The following is a 17,790-nucleotide window of genomic DNA, read 5'->3' as shown; positions in this document are numbered from 1 at the left end:
CGCATGCGGCGTTTCATCGTCGGCTTTCTTGCGACCATCGGCACCCTCGTTCTCCTCGGGGTCGTCGCCGGCGTGGCCTTCTTCGCCTCGGGGCCCTTCTCGGCCAAGCCGCTGCCGCAGCAGATGGTCCTGTCGCTGGACCTGCGCTCCCTGCCGCCGGAGACGACCTCGACCGGTCTGCTGAGCGGCGGCCTTTTCGGCGGCTCACGTGACATCGTCGAGACGGTTCAGCTTCTGTGGCAGGCGGCCGACGATCCGCGCGTCGTCGGCCTCTACGTTGAGATCGGCGACGAGGATGGCGGGATGGCCCGCGTCCAGGAGCTGCGTCAGGCGATCGCCCACTTCCGCGGCAAGGGCAAGTTCACCGTAGGCTTCGCGGAATCGCTCGGCAGCGGCGGCCGCCACGTCGCCGACTATTATCTCGCGGCCGCGCTGGAGCAGATCTGGCTGCAGCCGAGCGGCGGCTTCGGTGTCACCGGGATCGCCGTCGAGACGCCGTTCCTGAAGGGCGGCCTCGACAAGCTCGGGGTCAAGGTCGAGGGCGGCAAGCGCTACGAGTACAAGAGCGCCCCCGACTCGTTCACGGAGACGGGCTACAGCCGCCCTGCGCGCGAGAATCTGCAGCAGCTCATCGACAGCCTGTTCGACCAGTTCGTCGCCGACGTGGCCCGCGACCGCAAGATAGAGGCCGCCCAGCTTCGCCGCCTGATCGACACCGCGCCTCACGAATCGGAGCAGGCGCGTCGGGACGGCCTCGTCGACAAGATCGGCTATCGCACCGATGCGCTCGAGGACGTCTACCAGCGGGCCAACGGCAAGCGCGATCTCGTGACCCTCGACGAATATGCCGGCGACGGCGCGCGTCCCAAGACGAACGGCGAAGTCATCGCCTTAGTGCGCGCCAGCGGCGCCATCGCGTCCGGCGGCGGCAACGGCAGTCCGCTCGACGACGAAGCGATGGCCAATGCAGAGGACGTCGTCGAGGCGCTGGAGAACGCCTCGCAGGCGAAGGACGTGCGCGCCATCGTCCTGCGCATCGACTCGCCCGGCGGCACCTACCCTGCCGCCGACGCGATTGCCGACGCGGTCGGCCGGGCCCGTGCCGCCGGCAAGCCGGTCATCATCTCGATGGGCGACATAGCGGCCTCCGGCGGCTATCTGGCCGCGGTGCGCGGCGACGTGATCGTCGCCCAGCCGACGACCATCACCGCCTCGATCGGCGTGTTCAGCATCTGGCCGATGGCCCAGGAGCTGCTGACGTCGGTCGGCATCAACGTCGAGCGCGTGTCGGTCGGCCGCAATGCCGGCATGCATTCGACCTTCCAGCCGCCGACGCCGGCGCAGCGCGCCGCCATCAATCGCGAGCTCGACGTGATCTATGCCGCCTTCACCGCCCAGGTGGCGGAGTCGCGCAACCTCGACGCCAACCGCATCGACGCGGCGGCCCGCGGACGCGTGTTCAGCGGCATCGACGCCAAGCGCGCCGGACTGGTCGACGAGCTGGGCGGCCTGCAGCTCGCCCTCAACATCGCCAAGGCAAAGGCCGGCATCGACGAGGGCCGCAAGGTCGAAATCCGCCGCTATCCCGACGAAACCGATCGCTTTCAGCGCCTCATCGATCGAGTGTTCAAGCTGGCGGGGGTCACGGCGTCACCGAACCTGGCGATGCCCCGCGAGGTCCGCGAGGCCCTGGCGAAGTTCGGCGTGGCGACGCGCCCCGGCAACGTCCGCCTGCCACCGCTGCCGCCGCTCTGGCGTTAGGGTCCTTCCGATTCCGACAGAATCACCACCACCAACCTCATGCTGAGCGACCGTCGTGGCGGTCAAGCGTTTGCCCATGGCTTTCTGTCCCTGAGGATGGCGTTGAGGATGGTCACGAGCTTGCGCATGCAAGCGACGATGGCGACCTTGGCCGGCTTTCCGGCGGCGCGCAGGCGATGATAGGTCAGCGCCAAGGGCAGCTTGCGGCGGATGGAGACGAGGATGCTCATGTAGAGGGCAGCCCGTACGGCGGGTCGTCCTCCCGCGATGGTACGGCGGCCACGCAAGGTGCCGCTGTCGCGATTGAACGGGGCGACGCCGGTCAACGAAGCGATCTCTCGTCGGCCGAGACGGCCCAGTTCAGGCAGTTCGGCGATCAGGGTGCGAGCGATCCTGGGCCCGATGCCGGGAACGCTGATCAGAAGATCCTCGGCCTCGCGCCAGGCCGGTGTTCCCCGGACGGCGGTATCGATGTCGTCATCGATCTGTTCGAGCTGGGCCTTCAAGGTCGCAAGCACTCGATCGACGCTCTTGAGGGTGCGTCGGACGGTGAGCATGCGCCGGCGGTTGCTCTCGGCCCCGATCATCTCGATGAGCTGACGGCGGCGCGCCATCAGTTCGCCCAACAACCTGGACTGCTCGTCGGCGAGCGGCCGCGCCGGTGGGTTCACCGCCTCGGCGAAGTGAGCGATGACAGCAGCATCGAGGGTATCGGTCTTGGCCAGCCGTGCGGTGGCCCGGGCGAAGTCCCTGATCTGCCGAGGATTGACGACTGCCACGGGCAGGCCCGCCGCGCCCAGACCTGCCGCCACGATCGTCTCGAAGCCACCGGTTGCTTCGAGCACGATCAGAGCGGGCGCCATTTTACTCAACCGCCCAACCAAGTCCTCGATGCCTTCTCCGTCGCGGGCAACGGTGAAGGCTTCGCCGGCAGGGCGAACATGAACATCCAGGTGATCTTTCGCCACATCGATACCTACGAACATGGATCTTGGCTCCCATCCTTGCGCATGCGGGCTCGCGGTTCGGCCCAGGCGACCGTTCGGGATCACAAAATCAACGGTGGAGGCACCACGCTCAGCAACGGGCTTGTAGGCCCCAGGAGCCTCCGGGCTCTCCACCGAGACCGCACCCGCAACTCTACGCCGGCGCGGCCGTCCCTTGATACAAGGAGGCTGCGCAGCAGCCGTCTCGAAGCATGGGCACGAGCACTGCGCCTGTTGCCGATCCTTCGAGACGCGGCCTGCGGCCGCTCCTCAGGATGAGGTGGTGCTGAAGTGGAAAGACCCTATCGCCGCTCTTCCAGCAGCGCGACGATCGCCTGCCAAATCTTCCAGGCATTGGCGACGTTGACGGCCGTGAACTCGACATGGCCGATATCGTCGATGAGAAACAGCGACACGCGCGCCTTCGATGCCGCGACCGCCAGATCCTGGCTCTCGCTGTAGGGCACCATCGGATCGGTGCGGCCATGCACCAGGATCAGACGGCCACGCAGCTTCGACAGATCGTAAAAGGCGAGGTTCAGGCCATCGATCTCGCGACGCACGCTCTCGGGGAGCTCTTCGATCAGGCGGTTGACGGCATCGGGATCGCGATTGTCGACCAGGGCCAGCACTGCGCGGCCCTGCGGTCCGAGCATCGAGACCTCGCGGGAGATGTCGGCATTGCGGTCATGGAAGCGCTGCAGCGCGATCTCTTCCAGGAGGCGCGCGTCTCGCGGATCGTCGAGGCGGCTGACATTGGCGCGCAGGATCGCCCAGCGACCATAGGCGTTCGGCTCAACCCGGAACTCACGACTGTCGCCTCTCGGCCGGAAGGCGCCCGTGGTCACGAAGCGGATGGCCGCGTATGCATCGCGATAGCCGCCGATGGCGACCACGAAGGCGACGCGCGGGGCGAGATCGTCCTCGATCGCCGCGATGATAGCGGGGGCCGCGGCATAGGAGATCGCCGCCACGCCGAGCGGCAGATCGGGCAGGCGCTTGTTCAACTGCCGCAACGCGTTGGCCACCCGTTCGCCGTCGGCGCGGGACAGGACGAGCTGGCGCACCTCGGGCAGTTCCGGCACCAGAACGGCGAAGCCCGCACGGGCAAGCGTCCGGGCAAAGGCCTGCAGCCTCGGCTCGTCGCGCCCCAACACGGCAGCCCCCGGGACCAGCACCATCGCGGCCCGCGCCTGGCTGGCCGGCAGGTAGAGGTCCCCCTCGCCCGTCTCCCAGCGCATCGCCTGTTCCTCGGGCGCCGCGGTCAGCTTCTGCCACAGGGTCGGCGTGCCGCCCGCCGCCACGTCCCACATGACCAGCACGGCCTCGGTCCAGACGATCGGCCGGCCGAAGACGAACAGCAGCGCGAGGCCTGCCAACAGGACGATCGCGAGGCGGCGCAGCGCCTTCATGCGCCGAGGCGCACGCTGGCCAATGTGTCGAGAGTGTCGCCGGTGCGCCGCAACAGGGCCAGCTCCTCGATCCGGCCGGTCATCGGCAGGTTCTGGCGGCCCACGATGCGCGCCACCTGCTCGGCCTCGGCGGGGCTGCGAAACCGCCCCAGCGTGATGTGCGGCTCGAACGGCGCGCGACCCGGCACGGGATTCAGCGCCTCATGCAGCGCCGCCAGCTCCGCCGCGCCATCGGAGGGTTCGGCATAGAGATAGAGGTCGGAGCGCACGATGCGTTCGATCATGAACCAGAAGGGCCGTTGCGTGACGCCCCGCAGCGTCGTGCGCAGCTCTTCCTCGCGTTCGGCCGCAGCGCCGAACACGAGCGTGAAGTGCGGGCCGATCAGCGCCGCCTCACCCGGATGGTACTGCGCCCGCAACCGGCGCAGCGCCGTGTCGTCGGCCTCGCCGAGCACCGGCCAGGCCACGACGTAGAGCATCTCAGCTGTAGCTCTTGGCCATGCCGAGCGCCGGATCCATCACCGCGCCATAGGGCGGGAACGGATAGCGCAGGCCATTCTTGCCGAGATGGCCCATGCCCTCGACCGCCCGCAGCAGCTCGTCCGGCGGGCAGGCCATCAGCAGCTCGTCGTCGGCGACGCCGCCATAGCGGCGCTCGGCGAAGCACGGCAGCGACAGCGAGGTCTGGCGCGTGGCGAGCGCCCGGCCCCACGAATCGGCGCAGGCACTCTCGCCCGTCACCGTGAAGTCGTAGCGGCGGTAACGGTGATACTGCAGGCCGTTGATGAAATAGATCATCTGGCCGGGCGTACCGTAGAACAGGCAGATGTCCGGCGGATCGAGGCGCGCCGAGCGCAGCGGCGCTACGACCAGGCCGTTGTACTTGCCGTCCGGCACGCGCGGCATCTGCGCCTGATGGGCAGCGGAGGCTTCCTTGTTGCCGAACCACACGCCGTTCATGTGGTCGCCCGAGAGGAAGCCCTCGCCCGGATGGTTGAGGCCGACGACGCCGCCGCAATTGCCGCCGCGCGTATTGTCGACGGTGATGCCCAGCGTGAAGCCGTACCAGCGTGACTGCGTCACCATCTGGCACATTGTGAACTTGAAGCCCTCGGTCGGCTTGCGCACGCCCTTGATCTTGTCCATCTCGGCCGGGTCTTCGAACAGGCGCATGCCGATCGGCTGGGTGCGGATGCGCAGCAGTTCGATCAGCTTGTTGCTGGCCTCGGCCAGCATGGCGCCGGTGATGGTCTCCGGCGGCGTCCATGGGGCGGTCTTGTAGCCCGGCGGCAGCGTCTGGACGTTCATTGTTGTTTCCTCCGTGTCTGGCTAGGTGAGGTTCAACCCACCGTCGGCGATGACGATCTCTCCGGTAACGTAGTCGTTGGCGCACAGCGCGGCCACGAGATCGGCGATGTCCTCCGGTTTCGCAGGGCGCTTCATCGGCGACTTCGCCTTCCAGGTCTCCAGCATGTCGGGCCAGTTCGCCGTCATTGGTGTTTCGACCAGACCGGGCGCCACGGCGTTGACGCGGATGTCCGGCCCCAGCGACAGCGCCAGCAGTTTGGTGACGTGATGCAGCGCCGCCTTCGACGCCGCATACGGGATCGACGAGCCCTTGGGCCGCGAGCCGGCATGCGTGCCGATGTTGACGATGCTGGCCGGACGGCCGCCCCCGGCCGATTCGCGGAGCGCGGCTTCGGCCTCCGCGACCAGGACGAAGGGCGCGATCAGGTTGACGTCGAGCATCTGCCGCCACAGTGCCGGCGTCGCGGCCTTGAGGTCCGTGTGCGGAATGCGGATCGAGAGGCCGGCATTGTTGACCAGCACGTCGAGCCGGCCATGCGCCTCCAGGACCGAAGCGACCAGGCCGCGCGCCGCCGTCTCGTCGCCGAGATCGGCCTGGTGGTAGCTCGCGCGCGGCAGCTCGGCGGCCATCGCCTTTCCGACCTCGGCGGAGCTGCGCGAATGAAGCGCCACGGTGTAGCCGTCGTGCGCCAGACGGCGCGCAATGGCGGCGCCGATCCCGGAGGTCGAACCGGTGACGAGAGCAATGCGATCAGACACGGGACTTCAACGCCTCCAGCGTTTCGTCGGGACGCTCCACCATCATGAAGTGCCCGCAATCGGGAATGGTCACGGCCGTCGACCCGGCAATCGCGGCGACCAGCGCCTTGGCCTTGGCGGCGGGCGTCATGAGATCGCCGTCGCCCAGCACGAACACGGTCGGGCACGTCACGGCAGCCGCGCGTGCCGGCGCGTCCTTGTAGGCATTGCAGGCGGCCAGATCGGTATGGATCACGCCCGGTTCATTGCTCGCCAGCACGGCCAGCGATTCTCGCCGCAGCCACAGGCCAGGCGAGACCATGCCGCCTTTGTGCAGCGCCGTGCCCATGCCCCAGAAGGTCATGAGCTCCTGCACCTTTTCCGTGTTGGCCTTGGCCGATTCGAGCATCTCGGGATGGACCGGCATTTCCGAGGCGACGCCGCACAGGCCGAGCGCCCGCACCTTGTCGCCGTGGCGCGCCGCGCAGTCGAGGGCGACCAGCGCTCCCATCGAATGACCGACCAGCGCCGCCTGCTTCAAACCGGCGGCGTCGATCACGCGTGCCGTCCAGTCGGCCATGGCGGGGATGCTGTCGAGCGCCGGCCCGTCCGACCAGCCATGCGCCGGAAAGTCCACGGCCAGCACGCTGCGGCCGTGATGGGCGAACCAGCGTGTCTGCAGGCGCCACGCCGTGCGGTCGAAGCCCGCGCCATGGAGGAAGACGATCGCGGGCTTGGCCGCATCGAATTCGGTGCCGCCGGTCGTCGCAAAGACGGTCCGGCCATCGACGGTGAGCTTCATGGTCAGCCCTTCTGCGAGGCGCGCAGCGCCTGCCCGAGATCGTCGACCAGGTCCTCGGGATCCTCGAGGCCGACCGAGAGCCGGATCATGCCCTCGCCAATGCCCGCCTGCGCGAGCGCCGCGGCATCGAGCTGGGCGTGCGTGGTCGAGGCAGGGTGGATCACCAGCGACTTGGCGTCGCCGACATTGGCCAGATGCGAGAACAGCTTCAGCCGCTCGATGAAGCGCCGGCCGGCCTCGCGCCCGCCCTTGATGTCGAAGCTGAAGATCGACCCCGTCCCCTTGGGCAGCATCCGCTGCGCCAGCGCATGGTCGGGATGATCCGGCATGTCGGGCGAAGCGATGCGCTCGACCGCCGGGTTTGACTTCAGGAACGCCATCACCTTGCGGGCATTCTCGCCGTGACGCGCGACCCGGAGCGGCAGCGTCTCGAGGCCCTGGATCAGATAGAAGGCGTTCTGCGGCGACAGGCAGCAGCCGAAGTCGCGCACGCCCTCGCTGCGGGCGCGCATCACGAAGGCATGCGGGCCGAACTCCTCGGCGAAGTCGATGCCGTGATAGCCGGCATAGGGTTCGGTGAGCGTCGGGAACTTGCCCGAAGCTTCCCAGTCGAAGCGGCCGGACTCGACGATCACGCCGCCGATCGCCACGCCGTGGCCGCCGATGAACTTGGTGGCCGAATGGAAGACGATGTCCGCGCCCAGGGTCAGCGGCTTGCACAGGACCGGCGAGGCGAAGGTATTGTCGATCATCAGCGGGATCCTGGCCTCGTGGGCGATCGCGGCAATGGCCGGGATGTCGAGCACCTCGCCGCCCGGATTGCCGATCGTCTCGCCGAGCACCAGGCGCGTATTGGGACGGATGGCCTTGCGGAACCCGTCATGATCGCGCGGATGCACGAACGTCGTCTCGATGCCGAAGCGCGGCAGGGTGAGCGCCAGCATGTTGCGCGTGCCGCCGTAGAGCGAGGTCGAGGCGACGATGTGGCTGCCCGCGCCCATCAGCGTCGCGATGGCGATGTGCAGCGCCGCCTGTCCGCTCGACACCGCGAGCGCGCCCGAGCCCTCCTCCAGCGCCGCCACCCGCTCCTCGAAGACCGATACGGTCGGATTGGAGATGCGGCTGTAGATGTGGCCCCCCACTTCGAGGTTGAAGAGGCTCGCCGCGTGGTCGACGTCGCGGAACACGAACGACGTCGTCTGGTAGATCGGCACCGCGCGCGCGCCGGTCGCGGGATCGGGATGCTGACCGGCGTGCAGCGCCAGCGTATCGGGCCTCAGGAACTTGGCTTCGACCACTTTGTCTCCCTCTCAGCGAGCGATCTTGCCGCCGCTAATTCTTGAACAGCGAAGCCGCTGCCGCGGCGTGGCTCTGCTTGGCCTTGATCTTCGCTTCGGCCCGCTCGAGTTCGGCCTTGAGCGCGACGACGTACTCCTTCAGGTCCTCGACGTTCATCACGTCGAGATTCTTCGGTTGTGTCTTCTTCTGTCTGGGGTCGAGATCGTCGAGATCGAAGGCCATGGCGCGTCTCCACGGAAGCGGCTAAGGCAGGACTAGCACCGCTCCACCCGCTTCGAAAGGCCGACCATGAGTGCCCTGCCCGCCACGATGACCTGCATCGAAATCACCAAGTATGGCGGCCCGGAAGTGCTGGTGCCGGCGACGCGGCCGGTGCCCCGGCCCAAGGCCGGCGAAATCCTGATCAAGGTCGCCGCCACCGCGGTCAACCGGCCCGATATCTCCCAACGCCAGGGTAACTACGCGCCCCCGCCGGGCGCCTCGGACCTGCCGGGTCTCGAGGCTTCCGGCACCGTCGCCGAGTTGGGCGAAGGGGTCAGCGGCTGGACCGTTGGCGACGAGATCTGTGCGCTGACGCCGGGCGGCGCCTATGCCGAATACTGCGTCGTGCCGGCGCCGCAGTGCCTGCCGCCGCCCAAGGGCTTCGACCTGCTGCACGCCGCGGCACTGCCGGAGAACTACTTCACCGTCTGGCACAACCTGTTCGAGCGCGGCCAGCTCAAGGCCGGCGAGACCGCGCTGATCCATGGCGGTGCGAGCGGCATCGGCACGACGGCCATTCAGCTCGCCAAGGCGTTCGGCGCGACGGTGCTCACCACGGTGCGGACGAAAGAGAAGGCCGATGCGGTGAAGGCCCTCGGGGCCGATCACGCCATCCTCTACAAGGACAATGACTGGGCGGCCGAGGTGAAGAAGCTGTCGGGCGGCGTCGACGTCGTGCTCGACATGGTGGCCGGCGACTATCTGCCGAAGAACCTGTCGCTGCTGAAGCTCGACGGACGCTGTGTCGTGATCGCCGTCCAGGGCGGCGCGACCGCCACGATCAGCGCCGGCTTCCTGATGGTCAATCGCCTCACCCTCACCGGCTCGACGCTTCGTCCTCAGAGCATCGAGAGCAAGGGCCGCATGGCGCGCGGTCTGAAGGAGAAGGTCTGGCCGCTGCTCGAAGGCGGCAAGATCAAGCCGATCATCTACAAGACGTTCCCGCTTCGGGACGCCGCCGGCGCGCATGCCGAGCTGGAGCGCGCCGACCATGTCGGCAAGGTGATGATGACCGTCTAGGTCTAACGCTCGGCGACGTCGGGCTGGTCGGCCTCGGCCGGATCGAGGTCGGCCTCCTCGGCGACCTCCTCGACCACGCCGGCCTGTGCCGTTTCCTTCTTGCGGGCCGCGTCCTCGCGGGCGGCCTTGCGGCGCGCGCGGTCGACCGCGTCGTTCAGGTCCTTCAGCGAGCACAGGCCGAGCGTCACCGGATCGCGCTGGCGCACGTTCTGCATGTTCCAGTGCGAGCGGTCCTTCACCGACTGGACCGTGCTCTTGGTCGAGCCGACGAGCTTGGCGACCTGGCTGTCCTGGAGTTCGGGATGGGTCTTCAGCAGCCAGGCGATGGCGTCGGGACGATCCTGGCGCTTGGCCACCGGCGTGTAGCGAGGCCCCTTGGAGCGGGCCTGCGGCATCGGCACGTCCCGCGGGCTGAGCTTCAACCGCGCGTTGCTGTCGGCCTCGACCCGCTTGATCTCCTCCTTGGTGAGCTGACCATTGGTCGTCGGGTCGTATCCGGTCATGCCGCCCGCGACTTCGCCGTCGGCGATCGCCTGGATTTCGAGCGGATGCAGGCCGGTGAAGGCCGAGATCTGGTCAAACGTCAGGGTCGTATTTTCGACCAGCCAGACGGCGGTCGCCTTGGGCATCAACACTTGCGACATGAATTCACTCTCCTGTGCCCGGATATAGAGGCCGACTCCCCCGCCGCCAACCCGAAAAGCACATAGCCGAAAATGGAAACGGCCGGGGTTGCCCCCGGCCGTTCCTGAAGTCAACGCTTCGGATCGTCTTACTGGATGACGATTTCGACGCGGCGGTTCTGCGGCTCGCGGACGTTCGGGCCGGTCTGGACCAGCAGGCCCTGCTCGCCACGGCCAACCACCGCGATCGCGGTCGCCGGCACGCCTTCGCGAACCAGGGCGTCCTTGACGGCGTTCGCACGACGCAGCGACAGCGCCATGTTGTAGGCCTCGGTGCCCGACGTGTCGGTGTGACCCGTCGCCGTGATGCGGGCGTTACCCTTCGCCTTGTAGGCGCCGGCAGCCTGCTTGATCGTGTTCAGAGCCTGAGCCGACAGGTTCGAGCGATCCCAGTCGAAGAACACCATGAACGACGGCGGCGCAACGACCGGCGGCGGCGGCGGCGGGGCGGCCGGAGCCGAAACGAACTTGTACTGCAGGCCCAGCATGATGCTGAAGTTGTTGTTCGTCCAACCCACGCCGTTCACGGTCGGGTTCGACGTGCCGTAGTAACGGCCGTCCAGGTTCACGCGGAAGTTCGTGTCGGCGTTCCAGCCGAGACCGATGATGCCCTGATAGGCGAACACCGTGCTCGACAGCGACGAGTTGCCGTCGACCAGGCCCAGACCGGCGCCAGCGCCGATGTACGGGGTGATGACCGAACCCGGCATGAAGTCGTACAGCAGGTTCGCCATGATGCCCAGCTGGCCGACCTGGTTGTTCACGGCCGTGCCCGGGACGCCGACGTTCGTCGGGTTCCAGCGATAGATGCCTTCCAACTCAACGCGCGGACCGACGAAGTCGTAGCCGATCACGCCACCGGCCATCCAGCCGAGCTGCGGGGTCACGTTCACCGTCGGGAACGCCGGGATGTTCGTGTTGGCCGTGAAGTTCGTCAGCCAGTTGATGCCGCCTTCGGCACCAATGTACAGACCCGGCTGCGGGGCCTGCGCCTGCGCCGCCACCGGCAGCGCGACAATGGCGGCGGCCGCCAGAAGAGCCTTCTTCATGAGTTCTTCCCCTCGTTCTGAATACTTGCAGACTGAAACTGTGTTCTTGACCGTCGGCGCGCTGTGGTTTCGCCAACTGTTTTTAATATACACACCACCACTGGTGCGGTGCAACCAAACCACCCTGCCCGCGCCGACTCGCCTGAAACCTGTGACACGGACGCAACAGTGCGGAAGTTGGAGGCCTCGAAAGGCTCTCCGGAGGGCGTCCCAGCCTCAGATATCAAGGACTAGATGTAGTGGTTCGGTCTATTTTGCTGCGTGGCGCCGGAAGAGGCAACCGGAAGCCCAGGATGCCGCCCCCCGTCTCGCCACGTCCGAACGGGGTGAGGCCCGTCAGCGGTCTCGGGACATCGGTCCTGTCGGAGAACTCTTCAGACAGGCCGGGATGCGGCAAAGGCATGTCCGGATTGGAGGACTCGGGAGCCAACAACCTGCCAGCGATCTCTGCGGCGGTGGCCGGCTCAGCCGATTTTACACCCGGCAAAGGCTTCTTGAGCTCGGCCGTCGAAACCACATGCGGCGGCGGTGCAGACGACGCGGTCGGGCCTGCCCCCACTACAATGGGTTGTGGTCCGGTCAGGCCGGTCTGAAGATTCTGGTTTAAGGTCGCCGCGCAAGCTACTCCGGCCGGGAGAGCGACGAGCGCCCCCAGGAAGCCGCCGAACGCGTATCTGAACACTGAGAATGTCATTTCACGATGCAGATAGGCAGCATCGTCCGGCTTTTCACCGTGGCACTTTGGACGGTAAATCGGCGTTCACGAAATAGGGAGTAATCGCCATGGGCCAGTACAGCAAAGTCGAGACCGACGGCCATCTGATGATCGTTACGATCAACCGCCCGGAGGTCTACAACGCCTGCCATCCCATGGCGAACCAGGAGATGGTCGAGGCGTTCGACGAGTTCCAGGCCAACCCGGACCTCTGGGTCGCCATCATCACCGGCGCCGGCGACAAGGCCTTCTGCGCCGGCAACGACCTCAAGTATCACGCCGAAATCCAGGCCAAGACCGGCAAGCGCCCGGTTCATCCGGCCAAGGGCTTCGGCGGCCTCGCCAACCGGTTCGACCTCGACAAGCCGGTGATCGCGGCGGTGAACGGCATCGCCATGGGCGGCGGCTTCGAGATCGCGCTGGCCTGCGACATCATCATTGCCTCCGACCAGGCCAAGTTCGCCCTGCCCGAGCCGCGCGTCGGCCTGGCCGCCGGCGCCGGCGGCATGCAGCGCCTCAGCCGCATGATCCCGCTCAAGAGGGCGATGGGCATGATGCTCACCGGGCGCCACGTACCGGCCAAGGAAGGCTACGAGCTGGGCTTCGTCACCGAGGTGGTGCCGCACGCCGAGCTGATGGCGTCGGCGAAGAAGTGGGCCGCCCAGATCCTCGAATGCTCGCCGATGTCGATCCGCGCCACCAAGCAGGTCGTGATGCGTTCGCTCGACCAGCCGTCGCTCGAGATCGGCATGCGCAACCAGACCTACCCCGCCTTCGTCGCCATGGCGCACAGCGAGGACACGGTCGAGGGTCCGAAGGCCTTCGCCGAAAAGCGCAAGCCGAACTGGAAGGGCCGCTAAGCGGGTTTGGGCGGGGCGTCCGCGATCGGACGCCCCTCACCTGCCGTCATTTGATCTCGACTACCTGCCTTTGAACTTCGCCTTCCGCTTTTCGAGGAAGGCGCTCAGGCCCTCGAAATGGTCCTCGGTGGCGGCGCAGGCGGCCAGGCCCTCGGCCTCGCGGTGCGAGTGCTCGTCCCAGCTATTGTCGAACGAGTTGCGGATCAGCTTCTTGGCCACGCCCAGCGCGTAGGTCGGACCGTCGGCCAGCTTGCGCGCCATCTTCTCGGTCTCGGCCACCAGCTGATCCTTCGGCACGACCCAGTTCAGGATATTGTTGTCCTTGGCCTCCTGCGCCGAGAAGCGCTCGCCCAGCAGCGCGATCTCGAGCGCCTTCCGCTCTCCCACCACCCTCGGCAGGAAGTAGGTCGCGCCGCCATCGGCGCTGAGGCCGATATGGCGGTAGGCCAGGGTAAAGAACGAATCGTCGGACGCGATGGCCAGGTCGCAGTTCAGGATCAGCGACAGGCCGAAGCCGGCGGCGGCGCCCTGCACCGAGGCCAGCACCGGCTTGTTCATGCGGCGGATCTGGTAGATCGCCTGGTGCGCCTTCACCACCCGCATCTCGAAGCCGGCGAGATGGGCCTCCTTGTCCTCGGTCAGCGACTTGTGGAAGCCGCGAATGTCGCCACCCGCCATGAAGTGCGTGCCGGCGCCGCGGATCACCACGCAGCGCACCGCCGGGTCCTTCTCGAACTTCGCGCTGTGCTCGATCAGCAGGTCGCGCATCTCCATCGACAGCGCGTTCAGCGACTCGGGCCGGTTGAGCGTCATCCAGCCGATGCCATCTTTGACTTCGGCGAGAACGTGCGGTGCGGACATGGGGCAATTTCCTCAAGCGTTTATTGTACGACGCCCCAAGGTTAGCCCGTCGCGCGGTGCGGCGCGAAAAGAATGATGCCGGCGCCGATCAGGCAAATCAGGGCGCCGGTGATGTCCCAGCGATCGGGCCGCGTGCCTTCGACGGCCCACAGCCAGACGAGCGTCGCGGCGATGTAGACGCCGCCGTACGCGGCGTAGGCGCGGCCCGCCGCATCCGACTCGATGAAAGTGAGCAGCCAGGCGAACAGGCCAAGGGCCACGAGGCCCGGCGCCAGCCACCAGGGCGATGCACCGAGCCGCAACCACCCCCAGAAGGCGAAGCAGCCGGCGATCTCGAGGAACGCCGCTGCCCCGTAGGCGAGGATCGACTTCAGAAGGCGTCGGCCGGCAGGGCCATCAGGGTCGAGGCGCCGGCCTTGATCTGGTGGTTGAGCGACACGGTCTGCGGCAGCACGCGGGCCATGAAGAAGCGCGCGGTGACGATCTTGGCCTCGTAGAAGCCGTTGTCGTTGCCGGCCGCCAGTCCCTTGTGCGCGGCGACGACGATGCGGTTCCACATATAGGCCATCGCCGTCAGTGCCATCAGCCGCAGCAGGTCGGTGGCAGCGCCGCCGGCCTCGTCAGGATTCTTCATCGCGTTCTGCATCAGGAACAGCGCCGAGTCCTGCACGCGGCCCATCGCCTTCTCGAGCGGCTCGACGAACTCCTTCATCGTCTCGTCGGCTTTGTGCTGGGCGATGAAGCCGCCGATCTCGCCGAGCAGGCGCTGAGCGGCGCGGCCGCCCTTCATCGGCAGCTTGCGGCCGACCAGGTCGAGCGCCTGGATGCCGTTGGTGCCTTCGTAGAGCTGGGTGATGCGCGCGTCGCGGACGAGCTGCTCGACGCCGTTCTCGCGGATGAAGCCGTGGCCGCCCCAGGTCTGCACCGCGAGGTTGGCGCATTCGCTGCCCATGTCGGTGAAGTAGGCCTTGATGATCGGCGTCAGCATCTGGATGAGATCGTCGGCCGCCTCGCGCGTCGCGGCGTCGGGATGCGAATGCGCCTCGTCGATCAGCATGCCGACCCACAGCGAGAGCGCGCGGGCGCCCTCGGTGAAGGACTTCTGGATCATCAGCATGCGGCGCACGTCGGGATGCACGATGATCGGATCGGCCGGGCCGCTGGCGTTCTTCGGGCCCGTGAGCGAGCGACCCTGCAGGCGGTCGCGCGCATAGGCGACGGCGCTCTGGTAGGCCGTCTCGGCAATGCCGAGACCCTGCATGCCGACGCCGAGGCGCGCGGCGTTCATCATGACGAACATCGCCGTCATGCCCTTGTTGGCCTCGCCGACCAGCCAGCCTGTGGCGCCGTCGAGGTTCATCACGCAGGTCGCGTTGGCCTTGATGCCCATCTTGTGCTCGAGAGCGCCGCAGCGGATGCCGTTGCGCTCGCCGACCGACCCGTCCGCCTTCGGCAGGAACTTCGGCACGATGAAGAGAGAGATGCCCTTGGTCCCGCCCGGCGCATCCGGCAGGCGCGCCAGCACGAGATGGATGATGTTTTCCGTGAGATCGTGCTCGCCGGCCGAGATGAAGATCTTGGTACCGGTGATGCTGTAGCTGCCGTCGGCCTGTGGCTCCGCCTTGGTACGCAGCATGCCGAGGTCGGTGCCGCAATGGGGCTCGGTGAGGCACATGGTACCCGACCAGGTGCCGTCGGCGAGCTTCGGCAGGTACCGGCTCTTCAGCTCGTCCGAGCCGTGGCGCGACAGCGCCTCGTAGGCGCCGTGGCTGAGGCCCGGATACATCGCGAAGGCCTGGTTCGCGGCGGTGAACATCTCCTGCAGCGCGAAGCCCACCGTCGCTGGCAGCCCCTGCCCGCCGAACTCGGGATCGCAGGTGATGCCCGTCCAGCCGCCCTCGGCGAACTGCTTGTAGGCTTCCTTGAAGCCCTTGGGCGTGCGCACGACGCCGTTCTCGTAGTGGCAGCCTTCCTCGTCGCCGGTGCGGTTCAGCGGGAACAGCACGTTCTCGCAGAGCTTGGCGGCTTCCTCGACGATGGCGTGGATCGTGTCGGGGGTCGCGTCTTCATAACCCGGCAGTTTGGCGAGCTTCGACACGTCGATGACTTCGTTCAGAACGAACTGGATGTCCTTGATCGGGGCCTTGTAGACGGCCATGGCTTCCTCCTCGGTCGCAGTTTTCCTAATCGCTTTCCGGATCGAGACCGCGCTGCTTCAGCTCGGCGCTCACTTGTGCTTCGACTTCCCTGAACTCGCTGATGTGCTGGTCGAGATCGGCGCGCTTGCGCTCCAGATCGCCGATATGGAGCTGGCAGCGGCGCAGCAGCTCGCGCAGCTGCTGCATGCCCGTGCGGTCGACCTGGTAGAGGTCGAGCAGTTCGCGGATCTCGGCGAGCGAGAAACCGAGGCGCTTGCCGCGCAGGATCCAGCTCAACCGCGTGCGATCGCCCACGGTGTAAAGACGGGTCGTGCCGTGCCGCCGCGGCTTGATCAGCCCCTCGTCCTCGTAGAAGCGGATCGTGCGCGGCGTGATCGCGAATTCACGCGACAGTTCAGCGATGCTGTAGATGCGCTGCGCGTCTCGCGGCGCCGGCGTCTTGGCCGAAGGAATGGCAGCGACTGACATAATGGAGGTGATTTAGTTGACGTTTACGTAAACGTCAAACGCCGCTCACGTAAGCGAGCGTTTACGGAAGCCAGGTTCCGCCGGGTCTATTGAATTGGCCATGGCAAGCTGGCATGCCGGACGGCCTGTCCCACGAGTGCGCTCGCAGAAGGATTCCAGATGCCGATCTACCAGCTGAACGACCGCGTGCCGGTGATTCCGGCCTCCTGCTACATCGCGGAGGGCGTGACCATCATCGGGTCGGTGATCCTGGGCGAACGGGTGAGCATCTGGTTCGGCGCCGTGCTGCGCGGCGACAACGAGCCGATCGTCATCGGCGACGACAGCAACATCCAGGAGCTGAGCGTCCTGCATACCGATCCCGGCGCGCCGCTGACCATCGGCCGCAACGTGACGATCGGCCACCAAGTCATGCTGCACGGCTGCACGATCGGCGACGGTTCGCTGATCGGTATCCAGTCGGTCGTGCTCAACCGCTCGGTGATCGGCAAGGACTGCCTGGTGGGCGCCGGCTCGATCGTCACCGAGGGCAAGAGCTTTCCCGACCGGTCGATGATCCTGGGCTCGCCGGCCAAGGTCGTGCGTGAGCTGAGCGAGGAGAACGCCTCGCGTCTGGCCATGAGCGCGGAGAGCTACGTGCAGCGCGGCCAGGACTACAAGGCGAACCTGAAGCGCATCGGCTGACATCATGATCGCGGCACTCGACCATCTCGTCGTCGGCGGCTCGCCCGCCGTGTACGAGACGTTGCTGGGGCGACGTGCGGTGGACGGGCGCCTGCGCACCGACAATGTCGGAGTACGTTTTGAGCCCGAAGCGTGGGGCCTGCGATCGATGGTGTTCGCGACGCAAGACCTCGACAAGGCGGCGACGCTTCTGGAGCGCCGCGCCGTCCCGTCGACGAGAACGGACGAGGGCCTGGCGCTCCTCGCTCATGGCGTCGCGATCGGACTGTGCGCGCAGTCGGAAGAATCCCCTTCTCCCCTCGCGGTGGAGGCGGCGGCTGCCGTCGCCAGCCTCGACCATGTCGTCGTGCGCACGCCCAACCCCGAGCGCGCCGTCGCTTTCTACGCCGGACGGCTCGGCCTCGACCTGCGGCTCGACCGCAGCAATCCCAAGTGGGGCGCGCGCCTGCTGTTCTTCCGCTGCGGCGACCTGGTGGTCGAGATCGCCCACGACCTCAAGAAGGGCGTGTGCGACGAACCCGATCATCTCTGGGGTCTTTCGTGGCGTGTGCCCGACATCGGGGCTGCCCATGTCCGGCTGAAGGCTGCCGGGCTCGACGTCTCCGAGCCGCGCGACGGGCGCCGGCCGGGGAGCCAGATCTTCACCGTGAAGAACGCCACCGAAGGCGTGCCGACGATCCTGATCGGCAGCGTCGGCCGCTGGCAGGGAGGCTGAACAGCCCCC

Annotated in this window: 19 protein-coding genes; 5 read left to right on the top strand and 14 right to left on the bottom strand. The window is 67.1% G+C overall.

The annotated features are described in order from the left end of the window. Positions 1–3 precede the first annotated feature (3 nt). Complete coding sequence (sppA, locus tag ACQY78_RS27020) at positions 4–1,761, top strand: signal peptide peptidase SppA (RefSeq protein WP_428681122.1); 1,758 nt, start codon at positions 4–6, stop codon at positions 1,759–1,761. A gap of 62 nt (positions 1,762–1,823) precedes the next feature. On the opposite strand, the gene ACQY78_RS27015 is transcribed toward sppA, so the two are convergent. From ACQY78_RS27015 to ACQY78_RS26980, 8 genes are all read right to left on the bottom strand, one after another. Further along, positions 1,824–2,747: an IS110 family transposase gene (locus ACQY78_RS27015; protein ID WP_428686309.1), complete on the bottom strand. Its 924-nt coding sequence runs from the start codon at positions 2,745–2,747 to the stop codon at positions 1,824–1,826. Between the two features lie 302 nt (positions 2,748–3,049). Continuing rightward, a complete protein-coding gene (locus tag ACQY78_RS27010; protein WP_428681120.1) occupies positions 3,050–4,159 on the bottom strand; it encodes a hypothetical protein in 1,110 nt (369 codons plus the stop codon). Next, the gene (locus ACQY78_RS27005; RefSeq protein ID WP_428681118.1) at positions 4,156–4,638 is read right to left on the bottom strand and encodes a 2'-5' RNA ligase family protein; all 483 of its coding nucleotides are present in this window, start codon (positions 4,636–4,638) and stop codon (positions 4,156–4,158) included. The genes ACQY78_RS27010 and ACQY78_RS27005 overlap by 4 nt, the downstream gene beginning before the upstream one ends. A gap of 1 nt (position 4,639) precedes the next feature. After that, positions 4,640–5,395 carry a DUF169 domain-containing protein gene (locus tag ACQY78_RS27000; protein ID WP_298307523.1) on the bottom strand — a complete coding sequence of 252 codons (756 nt, stop codon included), beginning with the start codon at positions 5,393–5,395 and terminating at the stop codon, positions 4,640–4,642. A 93-nt stretch (positions 5,396–5,488) separates the two neighbouring features. Continuing rightward, a complete protein-coding gene (locus tag ACQY78_RS26995; RefSeq protein ID WP_428681116.1) occupies positions 5,489–6,226 on the bottom strand; it encodes an SDR family NAD(P)-dependent oxidoreductase in 738 nt (245 codons plus the stop codon). Beyond that, entirely contained in the window at positions 6,219–7,007 is a 789-nt protein-coding gene (locus tag ACQY78_RS26990; RefSeq protein WP_428681114.1) for an alpha/beta fold hydrolase, read from the bottom strand. The genes ACQY78_RS26995 and ACQY78_RS26990 overlap by 8 nt, the downstream gene beginning before the upstream one ends. 2 nt (positions 7,008–7,009) lie before the next feature. Next, on the bottom strand, positions 7,010–8,305 hold the full coding sequence (locus ACQY78_RS26985; protein ID WP_428681112.1) for an O-acetylhomoserine aminocarboxypropyltransferase: 1,296 nt from the start codon (positions 8,303–8,305) through the stop codon (positions 7,010–7,012). A gap of 34 nt (positions 8,306–8,339) precedes the next feature. Then, a complete protein-coding gene (locus ACQY78_RS26980; RefSeq protein WP_428681110.1) occupies positions 8,340–8,528 on the bottom strand; it encodes a DUF1192 domain-containing protein in 189 nt (62 codons plus the stop codon). Positions 8,529–8,594: 66 nt separating this feature from the next. Between ACQY78_RS26980 and ACQY78_RS26975 the strand changes: the two genes are divergently transcribed. Then, positions 8,595–9,587 (top strand): NAD(P)H-quinone oxidoreductase, encoded by a 993-nt coding sequence (locus tag ACQY78_RS26975; RefSeq protein ID WP_428681108.1) that lies wholly within the window; start codon positions 8,595–8,597, stop codon positions 9,585–9,587. A 2-nt stretch (positions 9,588–9,589) separates the two neighbouring features. Here ACQY78_RS26975 and ACQY78_RS26970 read toward each other — a convergent pair whose 3' ends face one another. Both ACQY78_RS26970 and ACQY78_RS26965 read right to left on the bottom strand, forming a co-directional pair. Beyond that, on the bottom strand, positions 9,590–10,231 hold the full coding sequence (locus tag ACQY78_RS26970) for a DUF1013 domain-containing protein (RefSeq protein ID WP_428681106.1): 642 nt from the start codon (positions 10,229–10,231) through the stop codon (positions 9,590–9,592). A gap of 128 nt (positions 10,232–10,359) precedes the next feature. Continuing rightward, positions 10,360–11,319 (bottom strand): OmpA family protein, encoded by a 960-nt coding sequence (locus ACQY78_RS26965; protein ID WP_428681104.1) that lies wholly within the window; start codon positions 11,317–11,319, stop codon positions 10,360–10,362. Between the two features lie 783 nt (positions 11,320–12,102). Here ACQY78_RS26965 and ACQY78_RS26960 point away from each other — a divergent pair. Then, positions 12,103–12,894 carry an enoyl-CoA hydratase-related protein gene (locus tag ACQY78_RS26960; RefSeq protein WP_428681102.1) on the top strand — a complete coding sequence of 264 codons (792 nt, stop codon included), beginning with the start codon at positions 12,103–12,105 and terminating at the stop codon, positions 12,892–12,894. Between the two features lie 60 nt (positions 12,895–12,954). Here the strand turns inward: ACQY78_RS26960 and ACQY78_RS26955 are convergent, their stop codons facing one another. Genes ACQY78_RS26955 through ACQY78_RS26940 form a run of 4 tightly spaced genes read right to left on the bottom strand, consistent with a single transcriptional unit; the run spans position 12,955 to position 16,382 of the window. Further along, on the bottom strand, positions 12,955–13,755 hold the full coding sequence (locus ACQY78_RS26955) for an enoyl-CoA hydratase/isomerase family protein (RefSeq protein WP_289298448.1): 801 nt from the start codon (positions 13,753–13,755) through the stop codon (positions 12,955–12,957). Between the two features lie 41 nt (positions 13,756–13,796). Next, on the bottom strand, positions 13,797–14,129 hold the full coding sequence (locus ACQY78_RS26950) for a YnfA family protein (RefSeq protein WP_428686519.1): 333 nt from the start codon (positions 14,127–14,129) through the stop codon (positions 13,797–13,799). Next, positions 14,126–15,913, bottom strand: coding sequence for an acyl-CoA dehydrogenase C-terminal domain-containing protein (locus tag ACQY78_RS26945; RefSeq protein ID WP_428681099.1), 1,788 nt, complete (start codon positions 15,911–15,913; stop codon positions 14,126–14,128). The genes ACQY78_RS26950 and ACQY78_RS26945 overlap by 4 nt, the downstream gene beginning before the upstream one ends. A gap of 25 nt (positions 15,914–15,938) precedes the next feature. Beyond that, a complete protein-coding gene (locus tag ACQY78_RS26940; protein ID WP_428681097.1) occupies positions 15,939–16,382 on the bottom strand; it encodes a MerR family transcriptional regulator in 444 nt (147 codons plus the stop codon). 159 nt (positions 16,383–16,541) lie between these two features. Between ACQY78_RS26940 and ACQY78_RS26935 the strand changes: the two genes are divergently transcribed. Together ACQY78_RS26935 and ACQY78_RS26930 are read left to right on the top strand one after the other, a co-directional pair. Beyond that, complete coding sequence (locus ACQY78_RS26935; protein ID WP_428681095.1) at positions 16,542–17,066, top strand: gamma carbonic anhydrase family protein; 525 nt, start codon at positions 16,542–16,544, stop codon at positions 17,064–17,066. Between the two features lie 4 nt (positions 17,067–17,070). Continuing rightward, positions 17,071–17,781 (top strand): VOC family protein, encoded by a 711-nt coding sequence (locus ACQY78_RS26930; RefSeq protein WP_428681093.1) that lies wholly within the window; start codon positions 17,071–17,073, stop codon positions 17,779–17,781. The last annotated feature ends 9 nt before the right edge of the window (positions 17,782–17,790 follow it).

Source organism: Reyranella sp., from assembly GCF_965279625.1.
GTDB lineage: Bacteria > Pseudomonadota > Alphaproteobacteria > Reyranellales > Reyranellaceae > Reyranella.
The sequence above is the reverse complement of the archived record's forward strand: the minus strand, read 5'-3'. Positions and strand labels throughout refer to the sequence as shown.

What these genes read in the sequence shown, in the direction of transcription:
- ACQY78_RS26955 (WP_289298448.1), bottom strand. Translation starts at nt 13,755, where the DNA reads ATGTCCGCACCGCACGTTCTCGCCGAAGTCAAAGATGGCATCGGCTGG.
- ACQY78_RS26935 (WP_428681095.1), top strand. Translation starts at nt 16,542, where the DNA reads ATGCCGATCTACCAGCTGAACGACCGCGTGCCGGTGATTCCGGCCTCC.
- ACQY78_RS27010 (WP_428681120.1), bottom strand. Translation starts at nt 4,159, where the DNA reads ATGAAGGCGCTGCGCCGCCTCGCGATCGTCCTGTTGGCAGGCCTCGCG.
- ACQY78_RS27005 (WP_428681118.1), bottom strand. Translation starts at nt 4,638, where the DNA reads ATGCTCTACGTCGTGGCCTGGCCGGTGCTCGGCGAGGCCGACGACACG.
- ACQY78_RS26930 (WP_428681093.1), top strand. Translation starts at nt 17,071, where the DNA reads ATGATCGCGGCACTCGACCATCTCGTCGTCGGCGGCTCGCCCGCCGTG.
- ACQY78_RS26940 (WP_428681097.1), bottom strand. Translation starts at nt 16,382, where the DNA reads ATGTCAGTCGCTGCCATTCCTTCGGCCAAGACGCCGGCGCCGCGAGAC.
- sppA (WP_428681122.1), top strand. Translation starts at nt 4, where the DNA reads ATGCGGCGTTTCATCGTCGGCTTTCTTGCGACCATCGGCACCCTCGTT.
- ACQY78_RS26945 (WP_428681099.1), bottom strand. Translation starts at nt 15,913, where the DNA reads ATGGCCGTCTACAAGGCCCCGATCAAGGACATCCAGTTCGTTCTGAAC.
- ACQY78_RS27000 (WP_298307523.1), bottom strand. Translation starts at nt 5,395, where the DNA reads ATGCTGGCCGAGGCCAGCAACAAGCTGATCGAACTGCTGCGCATCCGC.
- ACQY78_RS27015 (WP_428686309.1), bottom strand. Translation starts at nt 2,747, where the DNA reads ATGTTCGTAGGTATCGATGTGGCGAAAGATCACCTGGATGTTCATGTT.
- ACQY78_RS26970 (WP_428681106.1), bottom strand. Translation starts at nt 10,231, where the DNA reads ATGTCGCAAGTGTTGATGCCCAAGGCGACCGCCGTCTGGCTGGTCGAA.
- ACQY78_RS26975 (WP_428681108.1), top strand. Translation starts at nt 8,595, where the DNA reads ATGAGTGCCCTGCCCGCCACGATGACCTGCATCGAAATCACCAAGTAT.
- ACQY78_RS26960 (WP_428681102.1), top strand. Translation starts at nt 12,103, where the DNA reads ATGGGCCAGTACAGCAAAGTCGAGACCGACGGCCATCTGATGATCGTT.
- ACQY78_RS26965 (WP_428681104.1), bottom strand. Translation starts at nt 11,319, where the DNA reads ATGAAGAAGGCTCTTCTGGCGGCCGCCGCCATTGTCGCGCTGCCGGTG.
- ACQY78_RS26990 (WP_428681114.1), bottom strand. Translation starts at nt 7,007, where the DNA reads ATGAAGCTCACCGTCGATGGCCGGACCGTCTTTGCGACGACCGGCGGC.
- ACQY78_RS26980 (WP_428681110.1), bottom strand. Translation starts at nt 8,528, where the DNA reads ATGGCCTTCGATCTCGACGATCTCGACCCCAGACAGAAGAAGACACAA.